12 protein-coding genes and 1 pseudogene are annotated in these 14,721 nt (G+C 68.6%); 4 read left to right on the top strand and 9 right to left on the bottom strand.

The window, feature by feature from the left end; translation table 11 throughout:
- Window positions 1-49: 49 nt before the first annotated feature.
- Window positions 50-190 (bottom strand): hypothetical protein, encoded by a 141-nt coding sequence (locus FH610_RS42680; protein ID WP_161627894.1) that lies wholly within the window; start codon window positions 188-190, stop codon window positions 50-52.
- A 77-nt stretch (window positions 191-267) separates the two neighbouring features.
- Window positions 268-3,159 carry an immunoglobulin-like domain-containing protein gene (locus tag FH610_RS02645; RefSeq protein ID WP_139572559.1) on the bottom strand — a complete coding sequence of 964 codons (2,892 nt, stop codon included), beginning with the start codon at window positions 3,157-3,159 and terminating at the stop codon, window positions 268-270.
- Between the two features lie 919 nt (window positions 3,160-4,078).
- Between FH610_RS02645 and FH610_RS02640 the strand changes: the two genes are divergently transcribed.
- Window positions 4,079-5,434: an FAD-binding oxidoreductase gene (locus tag FH610_RS02640; RefSeq protein WP_139572558.1), complete on the top strand. Its 1,356-nt coding sequence runs from the start codon at window positions 4,079-4,081 to the stop codon at window positions 5,432-5,434.
- Window positions 5,435-5,478: 44 nt separating this feature from the next.
- Here FH610_RS02640 and pdxR read toward each other — a convergent pair whose 3' ends face one another.
- The 4 genes and pseudogenes from pdxR to FH610_RS43505 form a co-directional block, all read right to left on the bottom strand.
- Entirely contained in the window at window positions 5,479-6,921 is a 1,443-nt protein-coding gene (gene pdxR, locus FH610_RS02635) for a MocR-like pyridoxine biosynthesis transcription factor PdxR (protein WP_205825483.1), read from the bottom strand.
- A 747-nt stretch (window positions 6,922-7,668) separates the two neighbouring features.
- On the bottom strand, window positions 7,669-8,085 hold the full coding sequence (locus tag FH610_RS02625) for a hypothetical protein (protein ID WP_139572556.1): 417 nt from the start codon (window positions 8,083-8,085) through the stop codon (window positions 7,669-7,671).
- Window positions 8,086-8,530: 445 nt separating this feature from the next.
- A pseudogene (locus FH610_RS02620) lies at window positions 8,531-8,783 on the bottom strand (IS5/IS1182 family transposase); the annotation flags it as partial.
- Window positions 8,784-8,912: 129 nt separating this feature from the next.
- Window positions 8,913-9,251: a hypothetical protein gene (locus tag FH610_RS43505; protein ID WP_205825481.1), complete on the bottom strand. Its 339-nt coding sequence runs from the start codon at window positions 9,249-9,251 to the stop codon at window positions 8,913-8,915.
- Between the two features lie 286 nt (window positions 9,252-9,537).
- Between FH610_RS43505 and FH610_RS02605 the strand changes: the two genes are divergently transcribed.
- Window positions 9,538-10,365 carry a MarR family winged helix-turn-helix transcriptional regulator gene (locus tag FH610_RS02605; RefSeq protein ID WP_205825480.1) on the top strand — a complete coding sequence of 276 codons (828 nt, stop codon included), beginning with the start codon at window positions 9,538-9,540 and terminating at the stop codon, window positions 10,363-10,365.
- A gap of 270 nt (window positions 10,366-10,635) precedes the next feature.
- Here FH610_RS02605 and FH610_RS02600 read toward each other — a convergent pair whose 3' ends face one another.
- The 3 genes from FH610_RS02600 to FH610_RS02590 all read right to left on the bottom strand — a co-directional run bounded on the left by FH610_RS02600 (window position 10,636) and on the right by FH610_RS02590 (window position 13,839).
- Window positions 10,636-11,385 (bottom strand): tyrosine-type recombinase/integrase, encoded by a 750-nt coding sequence (locus tag FH610_RS02600; RefSeq protein ID WP_205825479.1) that lies wholly within the window; start codon window positions 11,383-11,385, stop codon window positions 10,636-10,638.
- 113 nt (window positions 11,386-11,498) lie between these two features.
- Window positions 11,499-12,515: a DUF4132 domain-containing protein gene (locus FH610_RS02595; RefSeq protein ID WP_161627893.1), complete on the bottom strand. Its 1,017-nt coding sequence runs from the start codon at window positions 12,513-12,515 to the stop codon at window positions 11,499-11,501.
- A 22-nt stretch (window positions 12,516-12,537) separates the two neighbouring features.
- Window positions 12,538-13,839 carry a hypothetical protein gene (locus FH610_RS02590; protein ID WP_139572554.1) on the bottom strand — a complete coding sequence of 434 codons (1,302 nt, stop codon included), beginning with the start codon at window positions 13,837-13,839 and terminating at the stop codon, window positions 12,538-12,540.
- A gap of 143 nt (window positions 13,840-13,982) precedes the next feature.
- Between FH610_RS02590 and FH610_RS45060 the strand changes: the two genes are divergently transcribed.
- Window positions 13,983-14,117, top strand: a complete 135-nt coding sequence (locus tag FH610_RS45060) for a hypothetical protein (RefSeq protein ID WP_276607617.1) — start codon at window positions 13,983-13,985, stop codon at window positions 14,115-14,117.
- A gap of 123 nt (window positions 14,118-14,240) precedes the next feature.
- A complete protein-coding gene (locus tag FH610_RS45565; protein WP_139572778.1) occupies window positions 14,241-14,468 on the top strand; it encodes a tyrosine-type recombinase/integrase in 228 nt (75 codons plus the stop codon).
- The last annotated feature ends 253 nt before the right edge of the window (window positions 14,469-14,721 follow it).

The raw sequence follows: 14,721 nt of genomic DNA, 5'->3' as shown, positions 1-14,721 counted from the left end.
AGGGCGGGCATCATCCAGGCCCTCTACAGCAGGCTCACCTGGCCGCTGCTCACCGAGGCGCGCTCGACGAGGGCAGATGATCGTCGGCCTGCTCGCGCTGGCCGACCAGTACGCCGGACGGCAGTTGCTTCGACAGCACCGGCAACGGAGCCGGGGCCGATGCCTTCGTCGACTTCATGCTGTCGGTCACGAGCTTGTCTCCAGGATCTGCCCCACAACAACTGGGCGGGCCGACGAGGATGAGCTCGCCGGCCCGCCATCTGCCGGCTACCGCACCGTCAACTTCTGGTAGTCGGCGGCGTGGGGCTGGTAGGTCGGGTTGCCGGAGTAGGCAACGTGGACCGTGTACGCCCCGGGCTGCAGATCGGCAGTCTGCAGTGTGACGACGGCCTCGCCGTCCGCCAGTGGCACGACCTGCACGGAGCCGCCGAAGGTGACGGTGACCTCGCCGGTCGGGGTCGGAGCGCTCTGCTTCTGCCCGCCCGCTGGCCCAACAGTCACGTTCAGCTTGAACGTGTCCCCGCGGACAACCGACGCCGGCGCGGTTTTCGCATGGACCTTGACGGCGTCCGGGCCGGAGGGCACCTCGAACGACGCCGTACCTTCCGACGCCTTCAGGTAGTCGAAGCCGAGGTACTCGGCCTTGACCGTGCGGGTACCCGCAGGCAGACCCGTCGGCAGCGTGACCGTGGCCGCGCCGTCCTTCAGGTAGGCGAGCTTCGACCACGAGCCGATGCTGAACCGCACCTGACCGCCGGTCTCGAACCCGTCAGCTGCCTTGACTGTGGCGGTGGCCGTGGTCGTCTGGGCCTCGCTCGCGTACGGCTCGACAGCCACCTCCGTGGTGGTCGTGACGTCGCTGTTCGGGATCCTGCGGATGTCGTTCCACTCCCGGAGGGTGATCGGGATCACGGTGCCGTGACGCGGACGGGCGACGCCCGCGTTGGTCATCGTGATCGCCTTGGCGTTCCAGGTCGGAGCCTCGATGTTGTCGTGGCACGCGGCCTGGTATCCACCACCGTTCGTGTACCGGTCACCCCAGAGGTAGAACTGGCCGGGGCAGGAGGTGTCACCAGGGTTGGCCTTGAAGATGATCGGCCCCTCGTATCCCTGATTGGCGACCCACGTCGTGCGCCCCAGAGCCGGAGCGACCAACGTCCAGTTGTTGATGTTGCTGTCCAGGAAGTCGGTGTGCTTCTCCGAGAAGATGTCCGAGCCCTGGTTGCCGGCCTCGTTCTTGGTCACGCGGTAGTAGTAGTCACCGACCCGGATCGCGGTCGTGTCGATCCGCGACAGAGGGGCCGGGTTCTGCCAGACCTTGGGACCGGAGAACGTCTGGAAGTCGCGCGTCGTGGTGTACCACATCTGCGCGTTCCCCTGACCGGTGCGGTTCACGGGGTCGTTCCACAGCGACTGTGCCCAGAAGACGGCGTAGGCGCCGATCTCCTCGACCCACAGCGACTCGGGTGCGAAGGCGTTGCCCGCGTTGTCGGGCGCGACTTTCACATGTCGCTGAGGAGTCCAATGCACGAGGTCGTGCGACTCGAACACCTCGATGTACTGGGTGTCGTTGATGGCGTATCCGCCCTGGTCGTACCAGTTCAGGTCGGTGGCGATCATGTAGAACGTGTCGCCGTCGGGTGAGCGGACGATGTGCGGGTCACGAAGGCCCTGGTCGCCCAGCTGGGAGATGAGCGACGGCCGGCCTCCGGTCAGACCGGTCCAGTCCAGAGCGGTGTTTCCGTTGGACGTCGCGAACATGATCTGCTCGCCGTCGGCGATCCCTTCGCCCTTGAAGTACCCCAGGAAGTACCGCTCGTACTCCTCGGAACGGGGCAGGGCGGTGATGGTCACCGGGAACGACTTCGTCTTCGAGGCCGAACCCTTGGTGATGGTCGCCGTCAGGACGGCGTCGACATCCGCGCGGCCGAAGGCCGGGCGGGTCACCTCACCCTTCGGGGTGACGAGGTCGGTGCTCGACTTCCAGGTGATCGTGGATCCGAACTCGCCGGCGGCAGGGAGGTCGATGTTTCCGCGTACGTGGTCGGTGGCGTGCAGGGTCAGGTCGAACGTGTCACGGTCGACCGCCTGCGCGTCGTCGAACTCGGCCTTCACCACAACGGGGATCTCCCGTGTGGTGACCTCTTGGGCGCCCTTGCGGACGGTCGCCGTGAGCGTGGCCTTCGCGTCGGGCTGCCCCTGCGCGGGTCGGGTGATCTTGCCGGTCACCGCGACCTTGCGTGCGCTGGGGAGGGCCGGCGGGGTGTAGACCGCGACGACCGACGGGTCCGAACTCGTCCACGTGATGGTCGAGCCTGCAACGGAGCCCACCTTGGGCAGAACGATGTCGCGTACGATCGCACTGGTCAGGCCGAGGTCGATGGCGTCGGCGTCGGCGCGAACGCCGTCGGAGACGGTCCTTTTCGCCAGGGCGAGTGTCTCGTCGAGGGTCACTGCCCGGTCGTAGACCCGGAAGTCCCGGAGCGTTCCGCGGAATGAGTAGTGGCTCGACGTCTGCGAGCGGGCGAGGAAGTTGCAGTTGGTCCCCGCGGCGTTCACCGACGGCGGCGTGGTCAGGTTCGTTGACGTCGCGTGCAGCACGCCGTCGAGGTAAAGCCTGCCGGTCCAGCTCGTACCGTTCGCGTTCAGCGACTGGGTGTAGGTGACGTGCGTCCACGCTCCCTCGGGCATGCGGACCCGGGTCTGCTGGAGGTTCGCCGAACCCACCGCGACGCGGAATCGCTGGGTGTTCGACGCGAAGATGGAGCCCTGGGCGCCGGTGTCGGCGTCGCACGAGCCGGACTTCGCGCCGAAGCTCCACATCTGGTGCTCGCCGACGTTCGCCGGGTCGATCCGCACGTCATAGTCGACGGTGAGGTTCGACATGCCGGCGGTGATGTTGTTCGGCAGTGCCACGTACGCACCGTCGAGGGCGCTCTCGTAGGAGTCGGGGTTGAACCTGACTCCATCGCCGGTCAAGGTCGCCTTCTCCGGATGCACGAGCGTGGCGTTCGCCGCCGAGCCCGCGCTACCCGAGTTGACCAGCGTCGTCCCGCTGGTCTCGTCGAGGGCGAAGTGGTGCACCAGACCCTCGTTGAGCTTCTCCTCGGCCGCGTGCGAGGGCGTCGCTGCGAGCGAGACCGAGACAAGCGCACCCATTACCAGGCCCGCGACGCCTCTACCCGTGCGACTCAGCCTGTGACGTGGCCTTGGGTGTCGCACTCTCAATTGATCCTCCTTGATCCGGTCGCTGTGGACACGTGGGGCACGGCCCCGTTCCGGGTGGGGCCGAACGCACGCGGGGGAGAGACGAAGCCCGAAAGGGTGGCCAGCGTGCCGGCGAGGCCCGGCGTGATCAGGCCTCGTTGCGCGCTCCGACGAGACGAGGGCAGCACAGACAAAGGTTCACCTCGCTGTGAGATGTGGGGGACGGCGTGAACTGGGGGAGTAGGGCTATATGTCACAGGTGTCCGGGTCTTGAATGCAGACACTAACCTCCCGCCCCAGCGAAAGGTAGCTTCAATAGAAGCAAACTTTGTGCGTGAACACATGAAAGCCACGCGAGACCTGGATAAAGATCTCGGCCTTGTCAGCACTCAGCAAGCACCTCGCGTCCGGACCGCGGAGTACGCCTGGCCCGGGGAACCTGGGGATGGGATCGCCGACAACGAGCTGGGCGCTTACCTGCTCGTACGCTAGTCACCTTGGCCTGGCCGCCACTGGGCACGTTTTGTCAACGACGCTCGAAAACGGGCTCTGGCGCAGATTCCGTTCGATGAGCCGCCTCAGCCGGCGAGGAGGACGCGTTTGCGCAGGAGGTCAGGGTTGGCCCGGCCGTACATCTGCCGCTTGAGCATCTTGACGCGGTCGACGTGCCCTTCGACCTTTTCCGGAGCCGTGGAGCGAGGTCCGGCACCCGCTCGGCGAAAGTCTCCGCGGCGCAGCCTTCGAAGTGCACATGCACGCCTTCAGAGTGCGAACTCGATGAGCAGATCTCGGCCGGTCTCCGAATTGGTCCTGAATTGGCCTACGGAATCGGACCTTATCGAGTGTACCGATTCCTGTCAGGCTGAGTGGCATGACAACGACAGCGGCCCGCTTCGACGGCCGGCTCCTCACGCCTGGCGACGCCGGCTACGACACCGCCCGTACCGTTTGGAATGCCATGGTCGACCGGCATCCACGCATGATCGTCCGCGCGGCGGGCGTCCCCGACGTGGTCGCCGCCGTGCGGATGGCCCAGGAACTGGACCTGGAAATCGGCGTGCGCTGCGGCGGCCACAACGTCGCCGGCTTCGCCGTGCCTGACGGTGGTCTCATGATCGACCTGACGCTCATGGGGGGCGTGCGGATCGACCCGGCCCGTCGCCGGGCTCGGGTGCAGGGAGGAGCGCTGCTCGGCGCGCTAGACCGGGCGTCCCAGGCGTACGGCCTGGCGACCACTGCGGGCAACGTCTCGCACACCGGCGTCGGCGGGCTCACGCTCGGCGGCGGCATGGGCTGGCTGGCCCGCCAGCACGGCCTGGCCTGCGACAACGTCGTCTCCTACACGATGGTCACCGCCCAGGGGGACGTGGTGACCGCGAGCCGCAACGAGAACCCCGACCTGTTCTGGGGCCTGCGCGGCGGTGGTGGCAACTTCGGCATCGTCACCGAGTTCGAGTTCCAGTTGCATCGCATCGGCACGCGGACGCTGGTCGCCGAGTTCGACTTCCGCGCCGAGGACGCCGTCCCGGTCATCGAGGGCTGGCGCGACTTGAACGCCGTCGCGCCCCGGCAGGCGACGTTCACCGCCAGTGTCGCCGGCAGTCCCGACGGCCCGATCGCCACGCTGGGGTTCGTGTGGGTCGGCGACCCGGCCGAGGGCCGCCGGCTGCTCCCCGCGATGCGGGCGCTCGGGCGCCCCCTCGCCTCCCGCGTCACCACTCCGTCGTACCTCGAACTTCAGCAACGTGACGACTCCACCGGCGGTCACGCCTCCCGCCGCTATTCCAAGGGGCACTACCTGCGGAGCTTTCCCACCGCGGCGATCGAGGCGTTCCTGCTGCGCGGCGGCGCTGACCTGAGCGCGAGCCTGGACCTGCCGAGCGTCGGCCTGCAGGCGCACGGCGGCGCGATCGCCGATGTTCCGGAAGCAGACGCGGCGTTCAGTCACCGCGGCACGATGTTCGAGTTCGGTGCCGGCTCTCGCTGGAGCGACCCGGCCGAGGACGACGCCAGGATGAATGCCACCCGCGCCGCCGGTGCGTCGCTCGAACCGTACGCCAGCGGGGTGTACGTCAACTCGTTGACGGCCGACGAGCTGGCCGATGGGCAGCGCGGCGTACGGCGGGCGTATTCGGCCGCGAAGCTGGCCCGGCTGACCGCGGTGAAGACCGCGTACGACCCGGCCAACGTGTTCCATCTGAACCAGAACATCCGCCCGGCATGCTGATGCTCATGTCCTGGATGTGCCGCCGGCGGAGAGCCTGCGCGGGATCAGGGTCCCCGTACGTCCCGGATGGCCGTCGCCAGCAGCGCGACCCCCTCGGTGATGGCGGCCTCTCCGAGAGTGGCGTAGCCAAAGATGAGGCCACCCGGTCCGGTGTCGGCGATCCGGTATGGGCCGACGCCGTGGATGGCGAGCCCGTGCCGGGCGGCGGCCGTCACCACCGCCGCCTCGTCGAGGTCGGGTGGGAGCCAGGCGACCACATGCTGCCCGGCGGCGATTCCGGCCGGTTCCAGATCGGGCAGGTGGGTGCGCAGGGCGCCCAGCAGCGCGTCGCGGCGGCGGCGGTACAGCGGACGCATCCGGCGCAGGTGGCGGTCGAACTCGCCGCGTGCGAGGAAGTCGGCGAACGTCAACTGGTCAATGACCGGCGAACCGCGGTCGGCGAGAACCTTTGCCGCGGCGACGTCAGCGACCAGCTGGGGAGGCACTACCAGCCAGCCGAGCCGCAACCCCGGCGCGAGCGTCTTGCTGGCCGTACCGCAGTAGACGACACGATCGGGCGCCAGGCCCTGCATGGCTCCCACCGGCGACCGGTCGTAGCGGTACTCCGCGTCGTAATCGTCCTCGACCACGATCGCGCCGCGGCGTCTCGCCCAGCGGATCACCTCGGCCCGCGCCGCGGCCGACAGCACTCCGCCGGTGGGCCACTGGTGCGACGGCGTGAGCACGACCGCATCGGCGTCGGCCCGATGGAGCGCATCGACCTGAACGCCGTCCGGCCCCACCGGGATGCCGACCACGTCCAGACCGGCGGCGCCGGCCAGGACTCGGGCATCGTCGTTGGACGACGGGTCTTCCAGGGCGATCCGCCTGGCGCCGTGCTGGACGAGCACCTGGATCAGCAGCGAGATGCCCTGCCCATAGCCGTTGCAGATCACCACGTTGCCGGGGAGGGCCGATGTGCCGCGCACCCGGTTGAGGTAGTCGCACAGGGTCTCGTGCAGTTCCGGCACGCCACGCCCGTCGAGGTAGGCGAACCGGTCGTTGGGCGTGGTGGTGAGCACGGTTCGGACCGAGCGCAGCCATGCGGCCCGCGGGAACTGTGAAACGTCGGTGCGCCCGTACCCGAAGTCGACCCTGAAGCCGACACTGCGCGCGGTCGGCTGCGCCGTCGAAGCCGCAGAGCCCGCAGAGCCCGCGGAGCCCGCGGCGGCTGGCGGCATCGAGGCAGCGACCTGGGTGTAACCGCCCGATCGGCTGACGAGGTAGCCCTCGGCGACGAGCTGCTGATAGGCCTCCACCACGACCCCGCGGGAAACCCCGAGGCCTGTCGCGAGGGTGCGGGTGGGTGGTAGCGACGCGCCCGCTCGCATCAGGCCGGCCCGGATGCCTGCGCGGATGGACGTCTCGATCTGCCGGTGCAGCGGCACCCCGGCGTCGCGGTCCAGCTTGATGAGCAGGTCCTCGGCCGGCCCGGAATTGGTGCTCAATCGCCCCACAGGATCGGACCTTACCTGCGTGTACCAATTCCTGCCAGGCTGAGTGACCTGCCCGGTTCCTCGGTGGAGAACTGTCCAGATGAGCTCTGGCCGGGGGCACGGGCACTGCGGCCATCTCCATCGACGACGCGTTGCGCCGCTATGACGCCGAGCGCGGCCCTCGCACGCAGGACACCGCCATGGGCGCACGGAAGGACGGCGCCCGCAGCACCTCAAAGGGTGCCTACCGGCTGATGACGCCGATGCTGCGTCTGGTGCCCGCACCGCTCTGGCGTAAGGGCATCTCGCCTGATGGAAACTCCACCTGGCGATGGCGGCCTCCGCGATTGACCTGACTCCCGTTACGGGGGACCAGGCATCACGCGGCGGGGCGCCGAAGGCACGGGCAGGTGGTCAGGACCCGGTGACGGCGCGGCCGTGGTCGGCCGCGTACGCGGCGAGCCCGAGGGTGGCGACCATGACAAGCGACAGGTAGATGGAATCGAGTAGCTCCGGCTCCTACGACAGTCCGGAACCAGGTGCGAAAGCGAACGCCTCTGGCTGTGGGGCCAGTAGACGATGGCCCGCCCGGCTGATGATGAAGGCCCACATGCCGACCACCGTCACCATGGCGAGCGGTCGACGGTGGGCGGGGTGATCAGGTCGCCTACCTCAGCCATCTACGGCCTGCCACGATGGACAAGACCTTGGTGATCATCACGGAGCCGGAGTGCCCCCGCCGGAGGCATTCTTGTCGTGTCATTGCTGGGTCATCCAGGGCGGCGTGTGCTTCGGGTGGCGTGGGAACATGGTGAGCTCCTCCATGCAGGCCCAGGGGGGTATCTGGAGGTCATCCCCGAACGGGAACTCCCTGTCGAAGGTCTGCATCGATGCCGTGTACGTCTTCCTGCGATGGCTGTATTCAAGGTGGCATCTGAACCAGGTCCCCTCTTCGGGCTTGTATTCAGCTCGCTTTAGCTGATGAAACAGCTCATCCAGGCCGTCCACGTCCTGTGTCTGCTCGGAGCTGCACGCTGACGTGTAGGTAATCAGGGTGGTGCTGAAGGTGCCAAGCTGGCGTCGAAGTACTTGTGCGTTTCGCCAGCGCTTTGGGGCCTGGGCGGCCACAAGTTCCCCGATCTCGACGCAGAGCTGGTGCGTTCGATCATGCGACATGAGTGCCCCAGCTGCTCCTTGGTCGGCGGTCTGTGGAGGTACATTCTGCAGCTACCTACTAGGGTGAGGCTCTGGAGCCCCTGGGGGTGTGATCCGTGAAGGCGCGCCGTGGCCCGAGCGCGGGCGCGCGAGAAACGGCCCCAGGCCGCACGCGCAGTGCGCGGCCCGCATGCTCGGGCCGGCAGGCGGCGCGGAGCGCCGCCCTTGATCTCCTAGGAGCGTAATTCGGCAGGAGAGGACGCTCAGAAATCTAACCAGGCATAAACCTCATTCTGTCTGCTTGCAAAGCTAACCACTTGCCCTTGCCGGAATGTGCCTGTAGCGGGTTAACAGTGACTGCCTCGGCATGCGACCTGAGGTTGGTCCTGAACGTCGGCGGCTCGAGCCGCCGTTCAGGTCTCCTCCATCCAGCGATCATCATGAGGCCCACCACGGCTAAGAGCTGCTAATGCAATGAGCTGAGGCGGCGCCAGCAGATCAGGGCGCAGCCGAGGCTGAGGAAGGCGCGGTGGATGTCCTCGCGTACTTCCCAGCGGATGCGCAGTCTGCGGAAGCTGTGTAGCAGTGCGATGGCCTGCTCGGCGACCCGGCGCTGTTTGCCCGGGCCGGAGCCGTGCTCGGTGCCGCGTCGGGCGATCCGCACGCACGCCTAGTGCCCGGACGAGCCTGCGGTACTTGTCGTGGTCGTAGCCGTGGTCACCGAGGACGACGTCAGGGCTGGGACGACGACACTCTGCGGTTCCTGCAGCGGTCGAGGCCCCTGTCGCGCAGGACGGCGGGTGCGGGGTTGCGGCTGATTCCCTCCGCCTTCATCGGGCCGGGCCTGCTCACCTTGGTGAGGCCGCCGGACCCGCCGCAGCTCGCCTACCCGGGCGCGCGACGTCGGCGTACTGTGGGAGCCCCGTCCCGCCGACGACTCGGGCGCTCTCGCCGCCGTGCTCGGCCGCTCGCGGGCCCTTCTGCTGACCGAACTGGACGCCCCGGCTTCGACCACCGAGCTGGCCCGCCGTACCGGCCTCCAACTCGTCCATCTCGGCCCGGGCCTGGGGGACGAGAGTCAAGGTGGCCGTGATGTCGGCCTGGTCCACCTCCGGCTCGCCGTCATCGAGCTGCGCGGCCCCGCTCAGCAGGAACGACACGAGCCTGACAGCTTCGTGGGGTCCCATCACGAAGGGGCGTCCAAAATCTGCGGACGTGGGCTCTTTGCGCAGACGGATGGCCGACATGACCTGTGGTGAGCACCGACCGAGCCTGGCCCAGCCAGCAACCAGACCGCGGCAACCGAGCGGTGACCGAGTCCAGGTGACACCCCGACGCTGCCCGGCAGAATCGACCGGAAAATTATCGACCGGAGTTGTCGTATCTGAGCCGCGTCGTTCGTAGCCAGGGTGAACGGTCGCCCACGAGGGCGCTGTCACGACCAGCTGTCACGACCAAGGGAGATGCCGACCGATGCAGCAGCACTCACAAGCCAAGATCCACCGCATGTTCGAGCTCGTCGAGCCGATCGCCACCGTCACCTTCTCCGAGGTGGTGAACGAGGCGTTCCTGGCCCTGGGCATGCGCAACTACTGGGACGGATACTTCGCGGGCCGGGCCGCACCGCTGGGGCCGGCACCGGCCGAGGTGGTACACGCCGTCTTCTACAACTTCGCCGACGGCGAGGTGGCACGCCACATCCCCTGGGTGTGGGGAAAGATCACCCCGCAGGAGGCAATCACCGTGCGCGAACAGGGCAGCACCGCCGCCCTGCGGCAAATGATTGGAGAGCTCGCCGACTCGCCCGGTCTGGTGCGGGCCGCCGACCTCGCCACCCGAGCAGCGGTCAGCGCGCCGACCGAGGGCCGACCACTGTACGCCGGGTTGCGGGCGCTCGACGTGCCCGAGGAGCCGGTGGCCAGGCTCTGGCACGCGGCGACGCTGCTGCGAGAGCACCGCGGGGACGGCCACAACGCCGCCCTTCTCGCCCACGGCATCGGCGGCACCGAGGCCCACGTCCTCATAGCTGTTTCTCTCGGAATGAGGGCGGAGGAGTTCGGCCGGATCCACCACCTGCCCAAGGCGCGGCTGACCGCCGTGGTCGACGGGCTGCGCGGTCGCGGCCTCGTGGACGCCGCCGGCGGGTTCACCGACGCCGGCCGGGAGACCAGGCAGCGGATCGAGGCCCTCACCGACGAGCTGGCAGCCCCGGCGTACGACGTGCTCAGTGCGGACGAGCTCGACGAACTGGCCGCGGGGCTCGAGCCGATCGCCGCCGCGGTATGGGCCTTCGACAACTGAGCGGGCGCATCAAGCTGCTGGGGACTGCCACGACCCCAGCCCGGCCACCGAGGTGAGCAGGTCGTTGCGCGGGATCACCCGCCTGGCGTAACCGAAGGCATCGCCGCCAGGCGGCTCGCGAGGCCGCCGACGCGGCTGCCCGGCAAGAAGAAGACCGGCCTGGCGGGTCACCTACGGGGGTCCCGGTAGCAATCGCGGAAATTCCAACGAACCCATCTCTGACCTGTGCTGATGATGCAAGAGGGTGCGATGGCCCTGAGCGGTTTGTCGTCACCGGATCGCTTGGTCGCGGCGTCGGCGGGCGGCGCTGATCTCGGCGTCGGCGGGCGGCGCTGATCTCGGCGTCGGCGACCTTGTCGTCCAGCAGCGCGTACAGCTGGGTGATCTCGGTGGAGGCGTGGCCGAGGCGGCGGCGCACGGCCTCGATGGACACACCGGCGTTGATGAGCTCGGTCGGCGTGGGCGTGACGCAGCTGGTGGATGTCGATCTCGACAGCTGCCTGAGCGCAGTAGGTCTGCCAGCGGTGGTTGGGCGGCGTCGTACGAGAGCGGCCCACCGGCCCCGTTGAGGGACGCGCGGAACAGCGGCCCGGCGGTGTAGCCGGAGCGGGCCAGGTAGAGCTTGAGCAGGGTGACGTAGCCGCGATCGTCCAACAGGACGGTCCGCACGCTGCCGCCCTTGCCGCAGATGCGGACGTGTGCGTCGTCCAGGCGAAGGTCCAGGTCCTCCACGTACAGGCCGCACACCTCGGAGGCGCGGGCGCCGCATACGTAGGCGGTCTCGAACAGCACCCGGTCGCGCAGCCGGTCCAGCGGCAGGTCCTTACACGGCCGCCGGGTGCAGATCGCGGCCAGGACCTTGGCGACGTCGGCCGCCGCGGCGGGGCGGGGCAGGCCCGTGGCCTGGATGACCAGGTCGCGGGCGGTGTCGAGGGCGATGGTGAAGCCGGCCCGGTCGGGGTCGATCTCGGGCCGGGTGCCGGTGGCGTCGGCCAGATCAGGATTCTTGGCCGCTACCACCTGCGCTGTCCCCGTGTTCCTCGACCCGGACTCGGCACCGGGGGAGGATGCCCGGTTTGCCCAGGCAGTTGATAACTCCCGGGAATCTGATACGACGGTGTCTGAGCGGTCGTTCAGCCGAGTTGCCGGGTGATCGTCGGGTCGGTGATCGCCGTGTCGTCGGCCAGGAGGTACGCCTTCGAAAGGATCACCGACAGCGTCCCCCCGTCGTCCTCGAACGGCAGGAACACCGATCCGGCCGCGTGCCCGCTCGCCGGGACGATGCACAGGTACGCGTCGTTGGGCTCCATCAGGATGTTCGTCGACCCCAGATGGATCTTGTACGTCTTCAGGTCGCCCCGTACGAGAAGGAATCTGTCGGTCAGCTCCACCCGGGAGGCGATCTTCAGTTTCGGCAGCAGCCGCGCCAGCACCTCGCGCCGGGTCTTGGCCGTCTCCGTCAGCTCGCCGAAGCCGTGGGAGCGCCAATAGCGTTCGTGGCCGATCAGCGCCTGGTCGTCGCGGGCGACCGAGGCCACGCCTACGGCGAGGTCGGCCTCGCGGAGGATCTCCGACAGCACCAGCGGCGGCAGATCGGCCATCGACGCCGGTTGCCCGTCGCGGTGGAAGGTGATGCCCTCGGTGGCGCACAGCATGGTGGTTTCAGCCCCGGGGGCGGAGACGATGTGCATGGCCCAGCGGGCCTGCCAGCCCGCCAGCTCGCGCGTCACCTCGCCCTGGTCGCCGCCGTTCTCGTAGTCCCAGTTGCCGATTGACCGGCCGGTCCAGCCGCGCTGGCCCAGCAGGGTCCGGGCCTGGCCATAGCGCAGAATGTGACCGGCGAAACGGTTGGAGAAGGTGCCGGTCCGCTCCTCGGCGGGGGTCAGCAGGTAGAGCTCGCGGAAGACCTGCTTGAACGGCTGGCGTACACCACTCTCGAGAAGATGGTCGCGCCACGCCGCCACCTCGTCGGCGGTCGCGTGGATCGGGTGCCACAGGCCTGCCACGGCGTCGGGGGCGGGGCGGTGGCCGGCCAGTTCCCAGCCGTCGGCGGTCTTGACCGGCAGGGCCGCCGGGCCGCCGGCGATCTGCCAGACCAGGGTGCGGGCGTAGGGGCCGGTGACGGAATGGTCGAGGAAGTACTCGGTCACCTCGTGCCAGTGCCACGTCCGTTCATGGACAATCGTGTTCCAAGCGGGACCGCTCGGCCGCCTGCGCCAGCTTGAGCTCCTTCAGGATGGCCCGCAGATCGGACAGCTCCGCGCGCAGATCCTTCGGCAGCGACTTGACGGTCTTGCCGGCGGCGTTCACGTAGCGCAGGGCGGGCACGTCGGCGCACAACCTGACCCGGTAGTCGCCGATCTTCTCCTCGCGGACGCCGTCGGCGTCCAGGCCGAAGGTGGGGACCGTCCGGTCGAGCAGTTGCTCGCGGGTCAGCCCGTTCTCGACGGCCACCGCGTCGAGGGCAAGGCTCAGATTCCTCTGCACGGACCTCGCGCGCACCTTCGCCTGAATCCTGGACAGCGGGACGATCACGTCGAGGCCACCCCTGCGGGCCAGGACGCCGACGGCGGCGTTGGTGACGGGCTCGCAGCGGCACGTGGAGCCCATCCCGTTGCTGCCGGTGCCGCAGGTCATCGCGACGTCGGTGACGAGCGAGGTCACCCAGCGCTCGTCGATGACCTGGCAGGTCCATAGGATGCCACGCACCACGACGATGGTTTCCTCCTTGAGGAAGACCTTGTCCCGCCACTCCTCGCCGTCGTAGCGGACGACCCAGTCTCCGCCCCGGTAGGCCACCAGCCGCGTGAGCAGCTCACGGACCAGGGCGACCGCGCCGGGGGTGAGCATCCGCGCGGCGTTCCTCAGCCACCGGGCGCTGGGTTTGGTCGAGCGGGCGGTGTTCCAGTGGCGGAACAGCGGCAGCACCTCGACCAGGCGCGGGCCATACTCCTCGGCCAGCATGCGGGCGAAGTGGTCGGTGTCCCCCATCTCGGTCCGGACCACCCCGGCCGGGCCGTGCTCGGCGGGTTCGGTGAGCAGCTCGGTCACCTGCTCGGCCAGGAGCGCCCGCGCGTCCTTCAGCCACTGTCCCGACGTCAGCCAGCGCAGCAGGTCCCGGCGCACCTGGTAGTCGAACCGGCGGGCCGCCGCGAGCGGGATCCGGAACAGCTCCTCATAGCGGGTGTGCCCCTGCCGCACCCAATACCCCGCCCGCTCCATGAGGTGGTGCGCTTCCCGGTAGGTGAAGTCGATGTCGCGCTCGGCCACCGACCGGACCACGCGCAGCACCCGCTCGTCGTAGTCGTGGCCGCCTTCCGGCCCCAGCCAGAGCTTCATCTGCGCGTAGGTGCCGTAAACCCGCCAGTCGACGTCGGGGCCAGGGTCGAGTCCCTGCTCGGTGAGCTCGTCGAACCGTTGGTAGGCAGCCCTCGTGGCCGGGTCCGTGTGGTCCCATCTGCCCGCTGACGTCATGACAGGGCTCCAGTGGTGATCGGAAATTTTCGTTGATCATGAATATCAGCCGGAACCGACAGATCCCCTGCCCTGATTCGGACATGTCTCCACGAAAACCGCTTCTGCCTCCTCGTCCGATTCAGACCGGGCAAGCCGAGCCGGTGCGGATGCGCACCACCGGCGACTACACCATCGCCGATCTCATGGAGGTCTTCTCCACCGGTCGCGCCACCGTCTACCGCGTCCTCGACCGCACCAAGACGACGGGGACGACGGATGCTGCGATTCCGCGTTAGCGCAGGTCAGCGATATCCGTTGGTTTTTCGGCCAGGACTACCGGGACCCCTGACAGATTGTCACGGCTGGTGCCTGGCCACCACCGACCCCGGCGACATCTGCCCTGAGACCGGCGGGTCCGGCTGGGCTACGACCGCGCCCGCATCCTGCTCGCCCACTACGCCGACGGGCTCCGGCTGCACCAACTCCGACACGGCTCAGGCACGCACCTCGGCGAGGCCAACACCTCCGCCAACATCATCATGGCCAAGACCGGGCACAAGTCACTGCGCAGCGTGCAGCGCTACGTCAAACCCGGCCTGGCCGCTGTACTCGGTGGCCTGGTGTCCAGCCCACGCCGACGCGGCTGACCAGCAGCTACCCGGGGTCGTCACGGCAGGTTTCTGGCGCATTCCGGTCCCACCCCATGTTGGTCAGTGGCTCTGGCGCGGGCTGAGCCGATCCGGCGGTGTTGGTGAGTTTGGGAGCCGCGCCCGCTCGGCCATCGCTCGCGCGCCCTCGGTGGCGCCGCTCGGTCAGGAACGTCACCGTCGCGCTGCCGGCGCCCTCACTGAGGCCCTCTGGAGAGATCGGGACGCACGCCCGTCTGGTAGCCGTACACCA

It is taken from the genome of Microbispora catharanthi (assembly GCF_006334915.2).
Taxonomy (GTDB): domain Bacteria; phylum Actinomycetota; class Actinomycetes; order Streptosporangiales; family Streptosporangiaceae; genus Microbispora; species Microbispora catharanthi.
The sequence above is the reverse complement of the archived record's forward strand: the minus strand, read 5'-3'. Positions and strand labels throughout refer to the sequence as shown.